The following is a 17,482-nucleotide window of genomic DNA, read 5'->3' as shown; positions in this document are numbered from 1 at the left end:
GTGGGAGCGGGCTTGCTCGCGAAGGCCGCGACTCGGTCTATCAGATGTTCTGCCGCTCACCTTTCGGGTCAAAGAACACCGAAGACACAATCTGCGCTTCGATCACGCTGCCATCCGCCTGCGGTGAAAACACTCGCTCGCCGATGCGCTTCAAGCCGCCCTTCACCACCGCCATCGCAAACGAATAGCCCAGCGAGTTATGCGCATAGCTTGAGGTGACGTGGCCGACCATCTTCATCGGAATCGTTTGCTTGGCGTCAAACACCAGCTGCGCGCCTTCCGGCAGCCACACTGTCGGATCAATCGGCTTGAGCCCCACAAGCTGCTTGCGCTCCTCACGCACGCAGTCTTCACGGTTCATCCCGCGCCAGCCGATCCACGAGAACGGTTTGGTGCGGCCTACGCACCAGCCCATGTTCAGGTCGTCCGGGGTCATCGAGCCGTCGGTGTCCTGGCCGACGATAATGAAGCCCTTCTCGGCCCGCAGTACGTGCATGGTTTCGGTGCCGTACGGTGTCAGGTTGTACTTTTTGCCGGCCTCGACGATTTGCTCCAGCACGCCCATGGCGTAGTCGGCCTGCACGTTGACTTCATACGACAGCTCACCGGTAAACGAAATACGGAACACCCGCGCCGGTACACCGCCGACCAGGCCTTCCTTCCAGGTCATGAACGGGAAGCCGTCCTTGTCCAGGTCGATGTCGGTAACTTCCGCCAGCAGCTTGCGGCTGTTGGGGCCGGACAGGGTCATGGTCGCCCAGTGGTCGGTGACCGAGGTGAAGTACACCTTGAGGTCCGGCCATTCGGTCTGTTGGTAGATTTCCAGCCACTGCAATACGCGGGCGGCGCCGCCGGTGGTGGTGGTCATCAGGAAGTGGTTATCAGCGAGGCAGGCGGTTACGCCGTCGTCGAAGACCATGCCGTCTTCCTTGCACATCAGGCCGTAGCGCGCCTTGCCCACGTCGAGTTTGGTCCAGGCGTTGCTGTAGATGCGGTTGAGGAACTCGCGGGCATCCGGGCCTTGAATGTCGATTTTGCCGAGGGTGGAGGCATCCAGCAGGCCAACGCTATCGCGCACGGCCAGGCATTCGCGTTTTACCGCGGCGTGCAGGTCTTCACCGTTGCGTGGGAAATACCATGGGCGTTTCCACTGGCCGACGTCTTCAAACTCGGCGCCATTTTTCACGTGCCAGGCTTGCAGGGCGGTGTAGCGCACCGGCTCGAAGATGTGCCCACAGTGACGGCCCGCCACTGCGCCGAAAGTGACCGGCGTGTAGTTGGGGCGGAACATGGTGGTGCCCATCTGCGGGATGGTCACGTTCAGCGAACGGGCGGCGATGGCCAGGCCGTTGACGTTACCCAGTTTGCCCTGGTCGGTGCCGAAGCCCAGCGCGGTGTAGCGTTTGACGTGCTCGACCGACTCGAAACCTTCACGGGTCGCCAGTTCGATGGCGGCGGCGGTCACGTCGTTTTGCAGGTCGACAAATTGCTTCGGTGCGCGTGCAGTGGCTTTTTCGTGGGGCACCTGGAACAGCGCCAGCGTCGGCTCCTCCAGGCGGCTCAAGGCTTTCGGCAAGGTGCCTTCCACCGGTGCAAAACCGCCTTCGCTGGCGGCGCGCACGCCACCTTCAAAACCATCCGCCAGGGAATCGCCAAGGCCGTAGACGCCGTTGATACCGCCCACGCACACGCGTTTTTGCGGTGCTTCGCCCGGTACAAAACCGAGGATATCTTCACGCCAGGTCGGCTTGCCGCCCAAGTGCGAGGCCAGGTGAACCACCGGGCTGTAGCCACCGGAACTGGCGACCAGGTCGCACTCCAGCCACTCGCCTGGGCTGGTGACTTTATGGGCTTTGACGTCGATGGCGGCCACGCGGGCGCCAGTGACGTGCTTGCTGCCGCGGGCTTCGATCACGGCGCTGCCGGTGAGGATGCGGATACCTTTGGCGCGGGCTTCTTCCACCAGCGCGCCACGTGGGTTGTGGCGGGCGTCAGCCACGGCCACCACTTGCAGGCCCGCGTCGAACCAGTCCAGAGCCACGCGGTAGGCGTGATCATTGTTGGTCGACAGCACCAGTTTTTTGCCTGGCGCCACGCCATAACGGCGTACGTAAGTGGAGACTGCTCCCGCCAGCATGTTGCCCGGCACATCGTTATTGCCGTACACCAGCGGGCGCTCGCAGGCACCGGTGGCCAATACTACGCGCTTGGCACGTACGCGGTGGATACGCTGACGCACCACCCCAATCGGCGCACGGTCGCCGAGGTGATCGGTAAGGCGCTCGTGAATGGTCAGGAAGTTATGGTCGTGATAGCCGTTGACGGTGGCGCGGGGCAGCAGCACCACGTCCGGCAGGGCTTTCAATTCGGCAATTACACTGGCGACCCACTCGGTCGCGGGCTTGCCGTCGAGGCTTTCGCGTGAATCGAGCAAGGAGCCGCCGAACTCTTCCTGCTCGTCGGCGAGGATCACACGGGCACCGCTGCGCGCCGCCGCCAGTGCAGCGGCCAAACCGGCAGGGCCTGCGCCCACCACCAGCACGTCGCAGTGACGGTTGAAGTTGTCGTAGGTGTCCGGGTCGTTCTCGGTCGGCGAGCGACCAAGCCCGGCAGCCTTGCGGATGTACTTCTCGTACGTCATCCAGAACGACTGCGGGTACATGAAGGTTTTGTAGTAGAAACCCGGCGGCATCAGCTTGCCGCCAACCTTGCCCAGAATGCCCATCACGTCATTGTTGACGTTCGGCCAGCCGTTGGTGCTGGTGGCGACCAAACCCTGGTACAGCGCCTGTTGCGTGGCGCGCACGTTGGGAATCTGGGTGGCTTCGGTGGCGCCGATCTGCAGCACCGCGTTCGGCTCTTCAGCACCTGCGGCAAAGATGCCGCGTGGGCGCGAATATTTGAAGCTGCGGCCGATGATGTCGACACCGTTGGCCAGCAAGGCGGCGGCCAGAGTGTCGCCCTCAAAGCCTTTGTAACTCTGGCCGTTGAAGGTAAACGTCAGGACCTTGTTACGGTCGATGCGACCACCGTTGGACAGGCGATTGATCTGGCTCATACCTTCTCTCCAGAAGCCTTGGCGGTGAATTGCGGCTTGCTGCCAATCTTGTAGGTTTCAAGAATTTCGTAGGTCAGGGTGTCACGGGTCGCGTTGAAATACTGGCGGCAACCGGCGGCGTGAATCCACAGTTCGTGGTGCAGGCCACGCGGGTTGTCGCGAAAGAACATGTAGTCGCCCCACTCTTCATCGGTGCAGGCATTCGGGTCCAGCGGGCGCGGGATGTGCGCTTGGCCGGAGGCGTGGAATTCCTCTTCGGAGCGCAGTTCGCCACAGTGAGGACAGAAGATATGCAACATAAGGAGTTTCTCCTGTTAGTGGGCGACGGCCGCAGCGCCGTGTTCGTCGATGAGCGCACCGTTGTGGAAACGGTCGATGGAGAATGGCGCGGCCAATGGGTGCATTTCGCCCTTGGCCAGGCTTGCGGCAAACACGTTGCCTGAGCCCGGCGTGGCCTTGAAGCCACCGGTGCCCCAACCGCAGTTGAAGAACATGTTCGGCACCGGAGTCTTGGAGATGATCGGGCACGCATCCGGCGTGGTGTCGACGATGCCGCCCCATTGGCGATTCATGCGCACGCGCGACAGCACCGGGAACATCTCGACGATGGCCTGGATGGTGTGTTCGATCACCGGGTACGAGCCGCGCTGGCCGTAGCCGTTGTAGCCGTCGATACCGGCGCCGATCACCAGGTCGCCCTTGTCGGACTGGCTGATGTAACCGTGCACGGCGTTGGACATGATCACGCTGTCGATAATCGGCTTGATCGGCTCCGACACCAACGCTTGCAGCGGGTGGGATTCGATCGGCAGGCGAAAGCCCGCCAGCGAGGCCATATGGCCCGAGTTACCGGCCGTGACCACACCGACGCGCTTGGCGCCGATAAAGCCCTTGTTGGTTTCCACGCCGATGCACACGCCGTTTTCCTTGCGAAAGCCGATCACTTCGGTCTGCTGGATCAGGTCCACGCCGAGGGCGTCGGCGGCGCGGGCAAAGCCCCAGGCCACGGCATCGTGACGGGCCACGCCGCCGCGCCGTTGCACGGTGGCGCCGAGTACCGGGTAACGGGTGTTTTTCGAGCAGTCGAGGTAGGGAATTTCGTCGGCCACTTGCTTGGCATTCAGCAGTTCGCCGTCCACACCGTTGAGGCGGTTGGCGCTGACGCGACGCTCGGAATCACGGATGTCCTGCAAGGTGTGGCACAAGTTGTAGACGCCGCGCTGGGAGAACATCACGTTGTAGTTCAAATCCTGGGACAAACCCTCCCAGAGTTTCATCGCATGTTCGTACAGGTGCGCCGACTCGTCCCACAGGTAGTTGGAACGCACGATAGTGGTATTGCGCGCAGTGTTACCGCCGCCCAGCCAGCCTTTCTCGACCACGGCGACGTTGGTGATGCCGTGCTCTTTGGCCAGGTAATAGGCGGTCGCCAGACCATGCCCGCCGCCGCCGACGATAACCACGTCGTAGACCTTTTTAGGGGTCGGCGTGCGCCACATCTTCTGCCAGTTTTCGTGGTGGCTGAGTGAGTGCTTGAAGAGGCCGAAGCCCGAGTAGCGTTGCATAGTCATTACTCCAAAACCGCGCTCAGCGATAAACCGGGAAATCAGCGCACAGGGCAGACACGTGCTTGGCCACGTTGGCCTCGACATCGGCGTCGCCGAGGTTGTCGAGGATGTCGCAGATCCAGCCGGCCAGCTCAATGCACTGCCCCACTTTGAAACCTCGCGTGGTCACCGCCGGGGTGCCGATGCGCAGGCCCGAGGTCACGAACGGCGACTGCGGGTCATTCGGCACCGCGTTTTTGTTGACGGTGATGTGGGCGCGGCCGAGGGCGGCGTCCGCCTCTTTGCCGGTGAGGCCCTGACGGATCAGGCTGACCAGGAACAGGTGGTTATCAGTGCCGCCGGACACCACATCGTAGCCGCGGTTGATAAACACCTCGGCCATGGCCTGGGCATTGTCGATCACTTGCTGTTGATAAGCCTTGAAGCCCGGTTCCAGCGCTTCCTTGAAGCACACGGCCTTGCCGGCGATCACATGCATCAGCGGGCCACCCTGGGCGCCGGGGAACACAGCGGAATTGAGCTTTTTCTCAATCTCTTCGTTGGCCTTGGCCAGAATCAAACCACCCCGCGGACCGCGCAGAGTCTTGTGGGTGGTGGTGGTGACCACATCCGCATACGGCAGCGGGTTCGGGTACAGGCCAGCGGCGACCAGGCCGGCAACGTGGGCCATGTCGACGAACAGCAGCGCACCGACCTTGTCGGCGATCTGACGGAAACGTGGGAAATCCAGAGTCTTGGAGTAGGCCGAAAAACCGGCGACCACCATCTTTGGCTTGTGCTCCACCGCCAGGCGCTCGACTTCGTCGTAGTCGATCAGGCCGGTGTCGGTGTTGATGCCGTACTGCACGGCGTTGTACAGCTTGCCCGAGGACGAGACTTTGGCGCCGTGGGTCAAATGGCCGCCGTGGGCCAGGCTCATGCCCAGGATGGTGTCGCCGGCGTTCAGCAGCGCCAGGTACACCGCGCTGTTGGCGGAGGAGCCGGAGTGCGGCTGCACGTTGGCGTAATCGGCGCCGAACAACTGCTTGGCGCGCTCGATGGCCAGCACTTCAACCTTGTCCACATGCTCGCAGCCACCGTAGTAGCGCTTGCCTGGGTAGCCTTCGGCGTACTTGTTGGTGAGGCCGCTGCCCTGGGCTTGCATCACGCGTTTGCTGGTGTAGTTCTCTGACGCGATCAGCTCGATATGATCTTCCTGACGCTGCTCTTCGGCATTCATCGCCGCCAGCAATGCGTCGTCATATCCCTGGATCTGGTCTTTTTTGCTGAACATCGCGTCTCTCCCAGCCTTTCGTATTGTTGAGGCCCGTGCAGGGCCCTTTGATGCGATGGTAGGGCTGGCGCCGGCAGGTCAAATGCCTACGGACGCCACGCAAAGGTGCGTTTACGACATTCCATGAGCGACACGAAACAAATGTGGGAGCGGGCTTGCTCGCGAAGGCGGTGGGCCAGCCAACACATGTGCAAGCTGACCCACCGCATTCGCGAGCAAGCCCGCTCCCACAGGGGGTTAGGCGATGATCTGGCGCACGAGTAGCAGCAACAGGAAATGCACGGGATAGAGGGTGTAGGCCCAGCGGCGCATGGCCGGTGGCGAGACGTTTTGCCCATGTCGCAACAAGACCAATCCTGCCAATGGCGCGATCAGGCATGCGGCTAATCCCAATATCGCCACGAGCGTGCCGCTGCTGAGCAAAATCTGCCATTGATTCGCAGCGACACACACCAAACCCGGCAACACGCTGAAATACCATGGGCGGCTGAACACCAACAGCATTGCCAGCGGCATTAACACACCAAAAAAACCGAACATCAGATGCGTGGAAAATACAGCCCCTGCTACCAGGGCGATCACCGCCAATCCTCGATCAAAAAGCGCCTTTTGCTGCCATCCTCTGGCAACCAGCAAGCCCAGCGCCAAGGTCGGTAACACGTTCAACGTATCGGCATCGTCGATAAACATCCGATAGGGCACTTCGCTGATCACACTGAACAGCAGCAACCAGCCCAGGTAGCGCCATTGGCCGGTCACCGGTGCATGGGCGACCCGGTGCAAATTGGCCGCAATCGCCAGGCAAAACCACGGGAACGCCAGGCGCCCCGGCACGTACAGGCCGTCCAGGCTCACACCGACATAACGCAAGTGGTCCAGCACCATGCTCAGCAGCGCCAGCCACTTGAGCAAATCCAGGGCGCCATCGCGGACGCGTCCGACAGGAATCGTTTCAGTACCGTGCATAATTCCCCAGTGACTTTGCATTTACAGTGCGTGCGCACGCCCGGCAATCTTGGTTACAGTGCGCACCAACATCGACCACAGGAATGGGCCATGACCGACAAGAGCCAACAATTCGCCAGCGACAATTATTCCGGCATCTGCCCGGAAGCCTGGGCCGCCATGGAACAAGCCAACCAGGGCCATCAACGCGCCTACGGCGATGATGAATGGACCCACCGCGCCGCCGACGGTTTCCGCAACCTGTTCGAAACCGACTGCGAAGTGTTCTTCGCCTTCAACGGTACGGCCGCCAACTCCCTGGCGCTGTCCTCGCTGTGCCAGAGCTACCATAGCGTGATTTGCTCGGAAACCGCCCACGTCGAAACCGACGAATGCGGCGCGCCGGAGTTTTTCTCCAACGGCTCCAAGCTGCTCGTCGCCCGCACCGAAAACGGCAAGCTGACCCCGGACTCGATCCGCGAGATCGCCCTCAAGCGTCAGGATATCCACTACCCCAAGCCACGCGTGGTGACCCTGACCCAAGCCACTGAAGTCGGCAGCGTGTACACCCCGGAAGAAATCCGCGCCATCAGCGTGACCTGCAAGGAACTGGGGCTGAACCTGCACATGGACGGCGCACGCTTCTCCAACGCCTGCGCGTTCCTCGGCTGCTCGCCGGCCGACCTGACCTGGAAAGCCGGGGTGGATGTGCTGTGTTTTGGCGGCACTAAAAACGGCATGGCGGTGGGTGAGGCGATCCTGTTCTTCAACCACAAGCTGGCTGAAGACTTCGACTACCGCTGCAAACAGGCCGGCCAATTGGCCTCGAAAATGCGCTTCCTGTCCGCGCCGTGGGTGGGCCTGCTGGAAAACGACGCCTGGCTCAAACACGCACGCCACGCCAACAGCTGCGCACAATTGCTGAGCAGCCTGGTGGCGGATATTCCTGGCGTGGAATTGATGTTCCCGGTACAAGCCAACGGCGTGTTCCTGCAACTCTCGGAAGCCGCCATCGAAGCGTTGACGGCCAAGGGCTGGCGCTTCTACACCTTCATCGGCAAAGGCGGCGCACGCTTCATGTGTGCGTGGGACACCGAGGAAGAGCGCGTGCGCGAATTGGCGGCGGATATTCGCGAAGTGATGGGCGCCTGACAGCTACCCAGCCATCACTGATGTTCACCGAGCAAATTGTGGGAGCGGGCTTGCTCGCGAAAGCGGCGTGTCAGTCACTGACGATGTTGACTGATACATCGCTTTCGCGAGCAAGCCCGCTCCCACATTGGGCCCTGCCCGCTTGAGAGAGTGCTCGATCAGAACTCGATGCGCACGTCGCCCTTCGGCACGCTGCAGCACGACAGGATGTAGCCTTCGGCTTCGTCTTCCTCGGTGATCCCGCCGTTGTGGTCCATCTCGACCTCCCCGCCCAGCTTCATCACCTTGCACGTACCGCAAATGCCCATGCCGCAGGCTTTCGGGATCAACAGGCCAAGTTTGGCGGCGGCGGCGTGCACGGTTTCGCCCGGTGCCACGCGGATACTTTTCCCCGAGGCAATAAATTCCACCTGGTGCAGATCCGCCAGGTCGATTTCCGGCGCGTCGGCAGCTTGCTCGGCTTGCTCCACCGCATCCGCACGCGCTTCCGGCGGCGTGGCGCCAAAGGACTCCTCGTGGTAGCGCGCCATGTCGAAACCGGCCGCTTCCAGCAGGCGCTTTACCGCGTTCATGTACGGCGTGGGGCCGCAGCAGAACACTTCGCGCTCCAGGAAGTCCGGCACCATCAGTTCCAGCATCTTGTGGTTCAGGTAACCGCGATAACCGGCCCAGGGTTCGCCCAGGCCATGCTTCTCGCAAATCAGGTGCAGGCTGAAGTTGTCGATCCGCGACGCCATGTGCTCCAGCTCGCGGTGATAGATGATGTCTTTGGGCGAGCGGGCGCTGTGGATAAATGTCATGTCGACATTCGCGTTGGTGTCGTAATACCAACGCGCCATGGACATCACCGGCGTGATACCCACGCCGCCACTGAGGTACAGCACCTTCGGGTTGCTGAAATCGATGGCATTGAACAGCCCGACCGGCCCGTGCACCGCCAGCTCCTGGCCTTCGTGAAGGGTATCGTGCAGCCAGTTGGACACCTTCCCGCCCGGCACACGCTTGATCGTCACCGAAAAGCTGTACGGCACCGACGGCGAACTGGAAATGGTGTAGGAACGCATGATCGGCTGACCGTCGATTTCCAGCTCCAGGGTGACGAACTGCCCCGGCTTGAAAAAGAACAGGATCGGCTGGTCGGCCATGAAGCAGAAGGTGCGCACATCCCAGGTTTCCTGGATGACTTTGACGCAACGGACGATGTGCCGACCATTGGCCCAGGTCTGGGTGGTTACCGGATTCAGGAAGCTGTTGGACATGCTGTTCTCCGCAGCCGTATATCGGCCTGATGGTGGCGATTCTGCGTAACGCGAGAACCGCCCATTTACCTATCTGCGACATTCACATACTTATCGCGACCAGCCCCCATACCACGGGGGTTGCGCGTCGGGATCAGAGTGGGCCATGTCGCTCATGGATAAGGTTCGGCGCATCGGCGGCCCCACACTCGCTCCCAACAACGACGCTTTCTTTACGCCTTGCTGCAAAACCTGATTAGCCACTTATCGCGGCCACACAGAATGGCCATGAGGACACACACGATGGACGTCACCGCAACCTTAAGCTTGGGCGATCCGCTGGAACCCGCACGCAAGGCCACCGCGCAAATGCTGCAAGAGCGCGAGCGCACGTTTTCGCTGCCGCAGCCGTTCTACTCTGACGAGCGGCTGTTTGATATCGACATGCAGGAGATCTTCCAGAAAGAGTGGTTGATCGCCGGCATGACTTGCGAGATTCCCACCAAGGGCAACTACCTGACCCTGCAAGTGGGCAAGAACCCGATCATCGTGATCCGTGGCGCCGAAGGCGTGGTGCATGCGTTCCACAACGTGTGCCGCCACCGCGGTTCACGCCTGTGCACCAGCGACAAGGGCAAGGTTGCCAAACTGGTGTGCCACTACCACCAGTGGACCTACGAGCTGGACGGGCGCCTGCTGTTCGCCGGCACCGAGATGGGTGCCGACTTCGACATGAAGCAGTACGGCCTCAAGCCTGTGAACGTGAAGACCGCCGGCGGCTATATCTTTATCAGCCTGGCGGAGAACCCGCCGGCCATCGATGATTTCCTGTCGACGCTGAACCACTACATGGAACCCTACGACATGGAAAACACCAAGGTGGCGATCCAGACCACCTTGTTCGAAAAAGCCAACTGGAAACTGGTGCTGGAAAACAACCGCGAGTGCTACCACTGCAACGCGTCGCACCCGGAGCTGTTGAAAACCCTGCTGGAATGGGACGACGTGACCGACCCACGCGCCGACCAGGCGTTCAAGGACCACGTAGCCGCCTCGGCCGCCGCCTGGGACGCGGAGAAGATTCCCTACGCTCACGCCAGCTTCGGCCTGCGCAACCGTATCGTGCGCATGCCGCTGCTCAAGGGCACCGTGTCGATGACCATGGACGGCAAACAAGGCTGCGCCAAACTGATGGGCCGCATCAAGAACCCGGACCTGGGCTCGATGCGCATCCTGCACCTGCCGCACTCGTGGAACCACTGCATGGGCGACCACATCATTGTGTTCACCGTGTGGCCGATCAGCGCGCAGGAAACCATGGTCACCACCAAGTGGATCGTGCACAAGGACGCGGTAGAGGGTGTGGACTACGATGTAGAGCGCATGCGCAAAGTGTGGGACGCCACCAATGACCAGGACCGTCGCCTGGCCGAAGAGAACCAGCGCGGTATCAACTCCACGGCTTACCAGCCTGGCCCGTATTCCAAGACGTATGAGTTCGGTGTGGTGAACTTTGTGGATTGGTACAGCGAGCGGATGTTGAACAACCTGGGCGCGGCACCGGCGCCTTACCTCAAGGGTGTGCCGGTTCAAGGCTGAAGTGCCGAATGATCGAAAAAAGGGTGCATGCACCCTTTTTTTGCGCCTGGCGGATCAGATCTCCAAGGCTTCGAGAAACTGCCGGGCACCTGCGTGGGGCGTGCCTTGCAGGGCAACGGGGCGGTCCGCGATCAACCAGATGTTTTCACGAATGTTGGCGGCGCCCAACTTGTCCTTGATTTGCTGACGGATGCCTTCGTAACTGGTTTCCAGCAAATTCGCGTCGAAAGAACTCACGCTGATATTGCCCAGCAACTCCCGAACCTTGAACTTCTGATTGAACAGATCGTGGCCCACCGGCTCCGCTGTCTTGAAGTAAACACTGCACACCGAAACCGCCGTATCGTCGTGGGCCACACTGATCTGCAGATTGATCACCGACTCGCACGGCGTATCGAAACTTGAGCGGACATCTTTTGTAAATTGAACATGGCTCTTGGCATTAAACAGCAGAGACCCCGGGCTGGTGATGGGCTGTTCCATCAACAGTTCGATATCCGCTTCGAGCTGATGCCGAAGGTCCCGATCCAGTGCTTTGAAAAACGTCTGCTCCAGTATGCCCATCACACTCACCGAGCGAATCAGCGGCGGCACGGGATAACTGACCGTATGGGAGTTGCTGATTTTCCAGAACACCTTGCCGAGGGAAGTGCGATAAAAGTCCAGCCAGGCCGCCGGATCAATAAATCGCGAGCCAAACTTCTTGTCGGCCGCCAGTTGGCATAACAGGTTGGAATCGAGCATATCGTCCAGCACGGTGGGGCTCGCGACCGAGGGCGCCGCCGATATCAGGTTGCCCGAAACTACATACACTTCTGGGGCAAGCAAACTCATCGCTCATACTCCTTGAGCCAGTAAACAAAAGGGAACACCCGACGCCAGGCGCCGGGCTCCCATTCGGTTCAGTTAAATATCCAGACCATCAATAAAGTCTTCGGCGTTCTTGCCGAGCTTGTTGATTACCGCCTGGCGCACGGTGGCGTAGACATTTTCGTTGAGGACGGTTTGCTGCGCCGCCCGATACATCCAGGCATCCGTCTTGCTCCAGCTCCAGAACAGGAAACTGCCCTTTTGCACGGTGGTGCTGGCGTTGACGGTGGTCAGCACCATGACCACGTTGCCGTCCTTGTCCTGCATGACCGGCAGGATCTGGAAGGTGCCGATATTGTTGCGCGTGGTGCTGGTATCGAACAACTTCAGCGCATCCTTGTTAGCCGGGTTGTTCTTCAGCGCCTCGAAGGTTTTTTCGGTGATCTTGTACAGCGCGCTCTGGGAGCTGACCACCGCACTCACAATCTCCAGCACCACCTGGTCCATGGTGACGTTGGTATTGCTCGGCTTGTAGTCCTGATAGAACGACGACACCCGCCCCCAACCCAGGTTGGCCAGACCATCGGTGTAGAACTTGAACCACTCTTCACGCTGCGTATCGGGGTTGTACTTTTTATCCGCCGCCAGTTGCATCAACAGTGTGCTGTTTTGCACATCGTCACGCGCCTGTGGCGTCAGGCCGGTGACAAACGAGGTGACGCTGCCTCTGACCACTGCTGCGCCATCATCGTCACCGCTGGCGGCACGCCGTACGGCAGACTTTTTGCGGACGGCAGAAGCCGAAGGCTTCGGAACATCCAGCGCTTGAACCCAAGCCAACAGTTTTCCATGTTCGGTAATAGACCCCATGAGGGAACTCCTTGTTTTTCATAGGTGAGATACAACAACAGTGTTGCGCGGGCGAGCCTCGCCCGAAGGCAATCTTCAGGCGGTTACGGGCTCAAAGGGTTTGAACGACCTACAACATCCGCCACTTGAGAAAGGGCGAACTCGGTGCTTCAGGCGGGGGGGTAAACAGACCGGCGTGGGGGAAGTGGCGCATCATCCATAACTCCTTGGATATGACGAGATCGCACCAGCATCCTTGCAATGCGTGTTATGGAGTCACAGTGAAGTTGTGGAAAACAGCACTGTCAAACCCGGCATTTAGATCCAAATGAACTTGGGGCTATTCCCTATCGCAATAATGGTCACTGCACATTTTTTGTACAACTCTCTGAAAGCCTTGCGCTGCGTCGCTTGTGGCCCAGCACCAACATCTTATCCACAGAACCAACCACAGAGTTTGTGGGCAACTGCATGACGCACTGTGGAAAACCTCATGCTCCGTGGAAAAAACCCATACCCGGGGCGATTGATCATATTTTGATCATATCTACGCAAGCCTTTGTTTATAGGGCCTGCAGCCGCTAGCGAACATGTTATCCACATATCCACCAACAGACTTTGGGGGCAACTTTAGGTTGTTTGTGGAAAACCGCCTCAACACCTTGAAAATCAAGGTTCTCGTGGGGATTTTCATCGCCACAAGGTGCGATTGATCAAATTTCAACCAACACACTGAAAGCCTTTGTTTATAAGGCCTGTAGCCGATAGCGAACATCTTATCCACAGAAGCGCCAACAGACTTTGGGGGCAAGTCTGCTCCGAAAAATGCTCTTGCCCATGGAAAAACCCAGGAAAAACCGTCAGTTAGGCTGGTTGTTTTTCGTACAGAGGGCTGCAGGGCTTGATTTAACGGGGCTGTGGACAACCGCGAACAGGTTATCCACAGACGGGTCAACAGGGATTGTGGGTAAGCCCGCAAACACTGCAGATCCAATGTGGGAGCAGGCCCGCTCCCACACTTTGAATCAGCGTACTACGCCCTCTTCTATCAGCAGCTTGAGAATGGCCTCGGCGCCCGCCTCCGGGCTGAGCCCCTTAAGCACCTGCCCGCCGCCACCGCTGGCCTTGGCCGTTGCGGCCTTCATGCGGTCAGCGCCGCTCTTGGCCTTGATCACCTTGAGGCGCTTGGGGCGTGGCTTGGCCGGTTGCAGCAGCGCGTCGGTGAATAATGCGTCCGGCTCAATTTGCACTTCATGGGCCGCCAACTCCCCGCGCTGTGCAGGCCCGTAGGCGCTTTGCCGGGGTTTGGGCGCGGCGTTATCCACCGTTGCCAGAAACGGCAGGCGCACCTTCAAGCGGCGCCGCTGCCCGCGAGGCAGGGCCTGCAGCACGTGCGCCACGCCGCCCTCGATAGACTCCACTTGCGCCAGGCCCACAATCAACGGCCAGCCCAATTGCTCGGCCAGCAGGAACGGCAACATGCCCGAGCCTTCGCCGGTTTCCGCCTGGCTGCCGGTAAGCACCACCTGGGCACCCGCCTCGCGCAAGTAGTCACTGAGCACCGGCAAGGCATCAGCGCCGGCCGGCTGTTCCAGCACCTGCAATTGCGGCAAGCCCATGCCCAGGTAGCTGCGCAACGTCGGTTCGTTAATGTCGCCGGCGTGCAGCACCTGCAACTTATCCCCAGCCATTTGCAGGCCCAGTTCCACGGCGCGGGCATCCTGCTCCGCACGGCGCGGGCGCCCGGAAGTCGGGTGGGCGCCGATGGAGACCAGGCTGATTACAGTCGTCGTCATGGCCATATCCTTAAGCAGCATCGCGCTTGGCGCCGTTGCGGTAAACCTGCACCGCATCGATCAAGGCTTGCAGAATCGCGGCGCTGTCGCCGATTACCGACAAGTCAGCACGCTTGATCATGTCGCAGCCCGGGTCGAGGTTGATCGCCACCACCTTGTCGCAGGCACCGATGCCTTGCAGATGCTGGATCGCCCCGGAAATCCCCACGGCCACGTAAACCCGTGCAGTCACCCAGGTGCCGCTGGCGCCGACCTGGCGATCGCGCGCCATAAAGCCATCGTCCACCGCCACCCGCGAGGCGCCTTCGGTGGCGCCCAGGGCGGCGGCGGTCTGGTGGAACAGGGCCCAGTCCTTCACGCCATTGCCGCCGGAGAAAATAAACTCCGCCTCGGCCATGGGAATGGCCGCCGGGTCCACCGCCACTGCACCAAGATCCTCGATACGCGGCAGGCTACGAGCCAGGGCTGTGGATAACTCCACGGGCAATACTTCGTGACGTGTATCGCTGACCGGCTCGGCACATTCAGCGGCGGCCAGAATCAGGCGTGGCAGCGGCCGCGCCAAATCCTCCTGGCCCGCACCGGCACGGCCGATGCACTCCTCTCCCTTGATCTGCCACACCCGGGTGGCTGGGCGCTCTTTAAGGCTCGCGGCAAAACGTCGACCCAGCTCGCCCCCCCGCTGCGGCTATCGGGCAGCAACCAGTGACGCGGGTTGAACTGGTTATCCACAGCGCGCAGGCCCTGAACGCGTTGCTCCGGTGCATAACCTTCGAACTCATGGCCTTCCAGCACCAGCAGACGGTCGACCCCAGCCGTGGCAAACGCGCTTTCCTTATGCTCACCAAACACCACCGCCAGCACTGCGCCGTCGCTGCCCGCCAGTTGCCGTGCCAAGCCGAGCAAATCGCGGTCGTGGCTGCTCAGGCGGCCGCCGACCATGTCCGGCACCACGTTGATATAGAACGCTGGCGCCGGCACCTGATGCAGCGGCAACTGCACTTGCACCGCCGCCGTGCGCTTGGCCGCGCCGCCCTGCTGGGCGCCGCTGCGGTCGATACGCTTGATGCCGTTGGGGCCGATAAAACCGACGCCGTGCACGTTTTTGCGCAGGATGCCATTCGGTCCCATCCAGCTGTGGACTGCCGGCTGCATCGCCGCATGCAGCGGATGCAAGCGGTTACGGGCGATCCATTCGGCCCGTGGGTCGCGGCGGATAATCTCGCTCATTAATGCACCTCCGCAGGTTCACGCTTGATGGGCGCTTTCACTGGCGTGGCGTCTTCGAGCAACGCGTCGGCCACAAGCTCAGCGATGTCCTTGATCAGCGGGCGCGGTTCGACCACGCCTTCGAGCATCGCGGTGCACTGCGGGCAACCCACGGCCACCAACTCGGCACCGGTTTCGCGGATGTCTTCCATGCGCATGTCCGGGATACGTTGCTTGCCGGGGATGTCGGTAATCGGCGCGCCGCCACCGCCACCACAGCAGCGCGAACGAAAGCCCGAGCGTTGCATCTCCTTGACCTCGATCCCCAACGCCCGCAGCACTTGGCGCGGCGCTTCGTATTCGCCGTTGTAACGGCCTAAATAGCACGGGTCGTGATAGGTCACGCTGTTGCCTTTGTGCTGGCCCAGGTTCAGTGCGCCGTCGCCAATCAGCTCCGCCATAAAGGTGCTGTGATGCTGCACCACATACTCACCGTTGAACGCCCCGTACTCGTTTTTCAGCACATGGAAACTGTGGGGGTCGCACGTAACGATGCGCTTGAAGCTGTACTTGGCCAGGGTCTGGATATTGCGCGTGGCCAACAGCTGGAAGGTGGCTTCATCGCCCAGACGGCGGGCAACGTCGCCGCTGTCGCGCTCTTCCAGGCCGAGCACGGCGAAGTCGACCTTGGCGGCTTTGAGCACTTTGACGAACGCACGCAGGGTGCGCTGGTTGCGCATGTCGAAGGCACCATCGCCGACCCAGAACAGCACTTCGCAGCTGCCTTTTTCACTGAGCAACGGCAGGTTCAAATCCGCCGCCCAGTTCAGCCGACCACCCGGAGCAAAGCCGCCTGGATTGTCGGTGGCGATCAGGTTTTCCAGGACTTCGGCGCCCTTGTTCGGCGTCGCGCCTTTTTCCAGGGTGAGGTGACGGCGCATATCGACGATGGCGTCCACGTGCTCGATCATCATCGGGCACTCTTCCACGCAGGCGCGGCAGGTGGTGCAGGACCACAGGGTTTCGGCGTCAACCAGGCCGTTGACGATCGGCTGGTGCGGGTTGCCACTGTGTTCGCCCACCGGTTTGCCGGGATACGGGCTGCCGGCAAACTTGGCATCGGTGCCGCCGGCCAGGCCGACCACCATGTCCTGGATCAGCTTTTTCGGGTTCAGCGGCTGGCCGGCGGCGAACGCCGGGCACGCGGCTTCGCACTTGCCGCACTGCACGCAGGCGTCGAAACCGAGCAGTTGGTTCCAGGTGAAATCCTTGGGTTTTTCAACGCCCAATGGTGCGGTTTTATCGCTGAGGTCCAGCGGCTTCAGGCCCGTGGAACGGCCACCGCCGAAGCGTTCGGCGCGACGGTGCCAGGCCAGGTGCAAAGCACCGGCGAACGCGTGTTTCATCGGGCCGCCCCAGGTCATGCCGAAGAACATCTCGGACACGCCCCACAACACGCCCACACTCAACAATGCCGCGAGCAGCCAGCCGCCGAAGTCAGCCGGCAGAATCCCGGCTACCGGCAAGGTCACCACAAAGAAGCTCACCGAGAAGGCCATCAGGCTTTTCGGCAGGCGCATCCACGGGCCTTTCGACAGGCGTGACGGCGGGTTGCGCCGACGCAGATACACGAAGGTGGCGCCGACAAACATCAGCACCGAAGCCAGTAGCAGCGCATAGCCGAGGACACGGTTATGCAGGCCGAAACCGTGCACCAGAATTGCCAGCAGCGCCGACAGCACAAAGCCCAGGGCCGTGGCGACGTGGGTGTTGGCGATATATTTGTCGCGGGCGACCACGTGGTGCAGGTCGACCATGTAACGCTTGGGCATGGCCAGCAGGCCGCCCAGCAGGTCGACCTTGGAGGCGCGGCCGCGGCGCCACATGTTTACCCGGCGCAGGGCGCCGAGGACAGCGAGGCCCAGGGCGGCAAACAATAGAATAGGCAGCAAGGTGTTCAACATGGTGAAGCTCCCACAGACCAC

12 protein-coding genes and 1 pseudogene are annotated in these 17,482 nt (G+C 61.0%); 2 read left to right on the top strand and 11 right to left on the bottom strand.

The window, feature by feature from the left end; all coding sequences use genetic code 11:
• Positions 1 to 40: 40 nt before the first annotated feature.
• The 5 genes from LRS56_28855 to LRS56_28835 form a co-directional block, all read right to left on the bottom strand.
• Positions 41 to 3,058 carry a sarcosine oxidase subunit alpha gene (locus LRS56_28855; protein WDU62673.1) on the bottom strand — a complete coding sequence of 1,006 codons (3,018 nt, stop codon included), beginning with the start codon at positions 3,056 to 3,058 and terminating at the stop codon, positions 41 to 43.
• Complete coding sequence (locus tag LRS56_28850) at positions 3,055 to 3,357, bottom strand: sarcosine oxidase subunit delta (protein WDU62672.1); 303 nt, start codon at positions 3,355 to 3,357, stop codon at positions 3,055 to 3,057. Before LRS56_28850 ends, LRS56_28855 begins: the two co-directional genes overlap by 4 nt.
• A gap of 15 nt (positions 3,358 to 3,372) precedes the next feature.
• A complete protein-coding gene (locus LRS56_28845) occupies positions 3,373 to 4,623 on the bottom strand; it encodes a sarcosine oxidase subunit beta (GenBank protein WDU62671.1) in 1,251 nt (416 codons plus the stop codon).
• 22 nt (positions 4,624 to 4,645) lie between these two features.
• The gene (locus tag LRS56_28840; protein WDU62670.1) at positions 4,646 to 5,899 is read right to left on the bottom strand and encodes a serine hydroxymethyltransferase; all 1,254 of its coding nucleotides are present in this window, start codon (positions 5,897 to 5,899) and stop codon (positions 4,646 to 4,648) included.
• Between the two features lie 237 nt (positions 5,900 to 6,136).
• Complete coding sequence (locus LRS56_28835) at positions 6,137 to 6,865, bottom strand: TraX family protein (GenBank protein ID WDU62669.1); 729 nt, start codon at positions 6,863 to 6,865, stop codon at positions 6,137 to 6,139.
• 90 nt (positions 6,866 to 6,955) lie between these two features.
• Between LRS56_28835 and LRS56_28830 the strand changes: the two genes are divergently transcribed.
• A complete protein-coding gene (locus LRS56_28830; protein WDU62668.1) occupies positions 6,956 to 7,996 on the top strand; it encodes a low specificity L-threonine aldolase in 1,041 nt (346 codons plus the stop codon).
• 158 nt (positions 7,997 to 8,154) lie between these two features.
• On the opposite strand, the gene gbcB is transcribed toward LRS56_28830, so the two are convergent.
• The gene (gene gbcB / locus LRS56_28825; GenBank protein WDU62667.1) at positions 8,155 to 9,255 is read right to left on the bottom strand and encodes a glycine-betaine demethylase subunit GbcB; all 1,101 of its coding nucleotides are present in this window, start codon (positions 9,253 to 9,255) and stop codon (positions 8,155 to 8,157) included.
• A 282-nt stretch (positions 9,256 to 9,537) separates the two neighbouring features.
• Here gbcB and gbcA point away from each other — a divergent pair, with 282 nt between their 5' ends.
• Positions 9,538 to 10,833, top strand: coding sequence for a glycine-betaine demethylase subunit GbcA (gbcA, locus tag LRS56_28820; protein WDU62666.1), 1,296 nt, complete (start codon positions 9,538 to 9,540; stop codon positions 10,831 to 10,833).
• Positions 10,834 to 10,887: 54 nt separating this feature from the next.
• Here the strand turns inward: gbcA and LRS56_28815 are convergent, their stop codons facing one another.
• From LRS56_28815 to dgcB, 5 genes and pseudogenes are all read right to left on the bottom strand, one after another.
• Positions 10,888 to 11,667 carry a hypothetical protein gene (locus tag LRS56_28815; GenBank protein ID WDU62665.1) on the bottom strand — a complete coding sequence of 260 codons (780 nt, stop codon included), beginning with the start codon at positions 11,665 to 11,667 and terminating at the stop codon, positions 10,888 to 10,890.
• 72 nt (positions 11,668 to 11,739) lie between these two features.
• Positions 11,740 to 12,513 carry a hypothetical protein gene (locus LRS56_28810; GenBank protein WDU62664.1) on the bottom strand — a complete coding sequence of 258 codons (774 nt, stop codon included), beginning with the start codon at positions 12,511 to 12,513 and terminating at the stop codon, positions 11,740 to 11,742.
• A gap of 1,004 nt (positions 12,514 to 13,517) precedes the next feature.
• On the bottom strand, positions 13,518 to 14,288 hold the full coding sequence (locus LRS56_28805) for an electron transfer flavoprotein subunit beta (GenBank protein ID WDU62663.1): 771 nt from the start codon (positions 14,286 to 14,288) through the stop codon (positions 13,518 to 13,520).
• Between the two features lie 10 nt (positions 14,289 to 14,298).
• A pseudogene (locus tag LRS56_28800) lies at positions 14,299 to 15,518 on the bottom strand (electron transfer flavoprotein subunit alpha/FixB family protein).
• Complete coding sequence (gene dgcB, locus LRS56_28795; GenBank protein ID WDU62662.1) at positions 15,518 to 17,461, bottom strand: dimethylglycine demethylation protein DgcB; 1,944 nt, start codon at positions 17,459 to 17,461, stop codon at positions 15,518 to 15,520. Before dgcB ends, LRS56_28800 begins: the two are co-directional and overlap by 1 nt.
• Between the last annotated feature and the right edge of the window lie 21 nt (positions 17,462 to 17,482).

Origin of the sequence: Pseudomonas poae (genome assembly GCA_028869255.1) — a bacterium.
GTDB lineage: Bacteria > Pseudomonadota > Gammaproteobacteria > Pseudomonadales > Pseudomonadaceae > Aquipseudomonas > Aquipseudomonas poae_C.
This window is presented reverse-complemented; position numbering and strand designations above follow the sequence as displayed.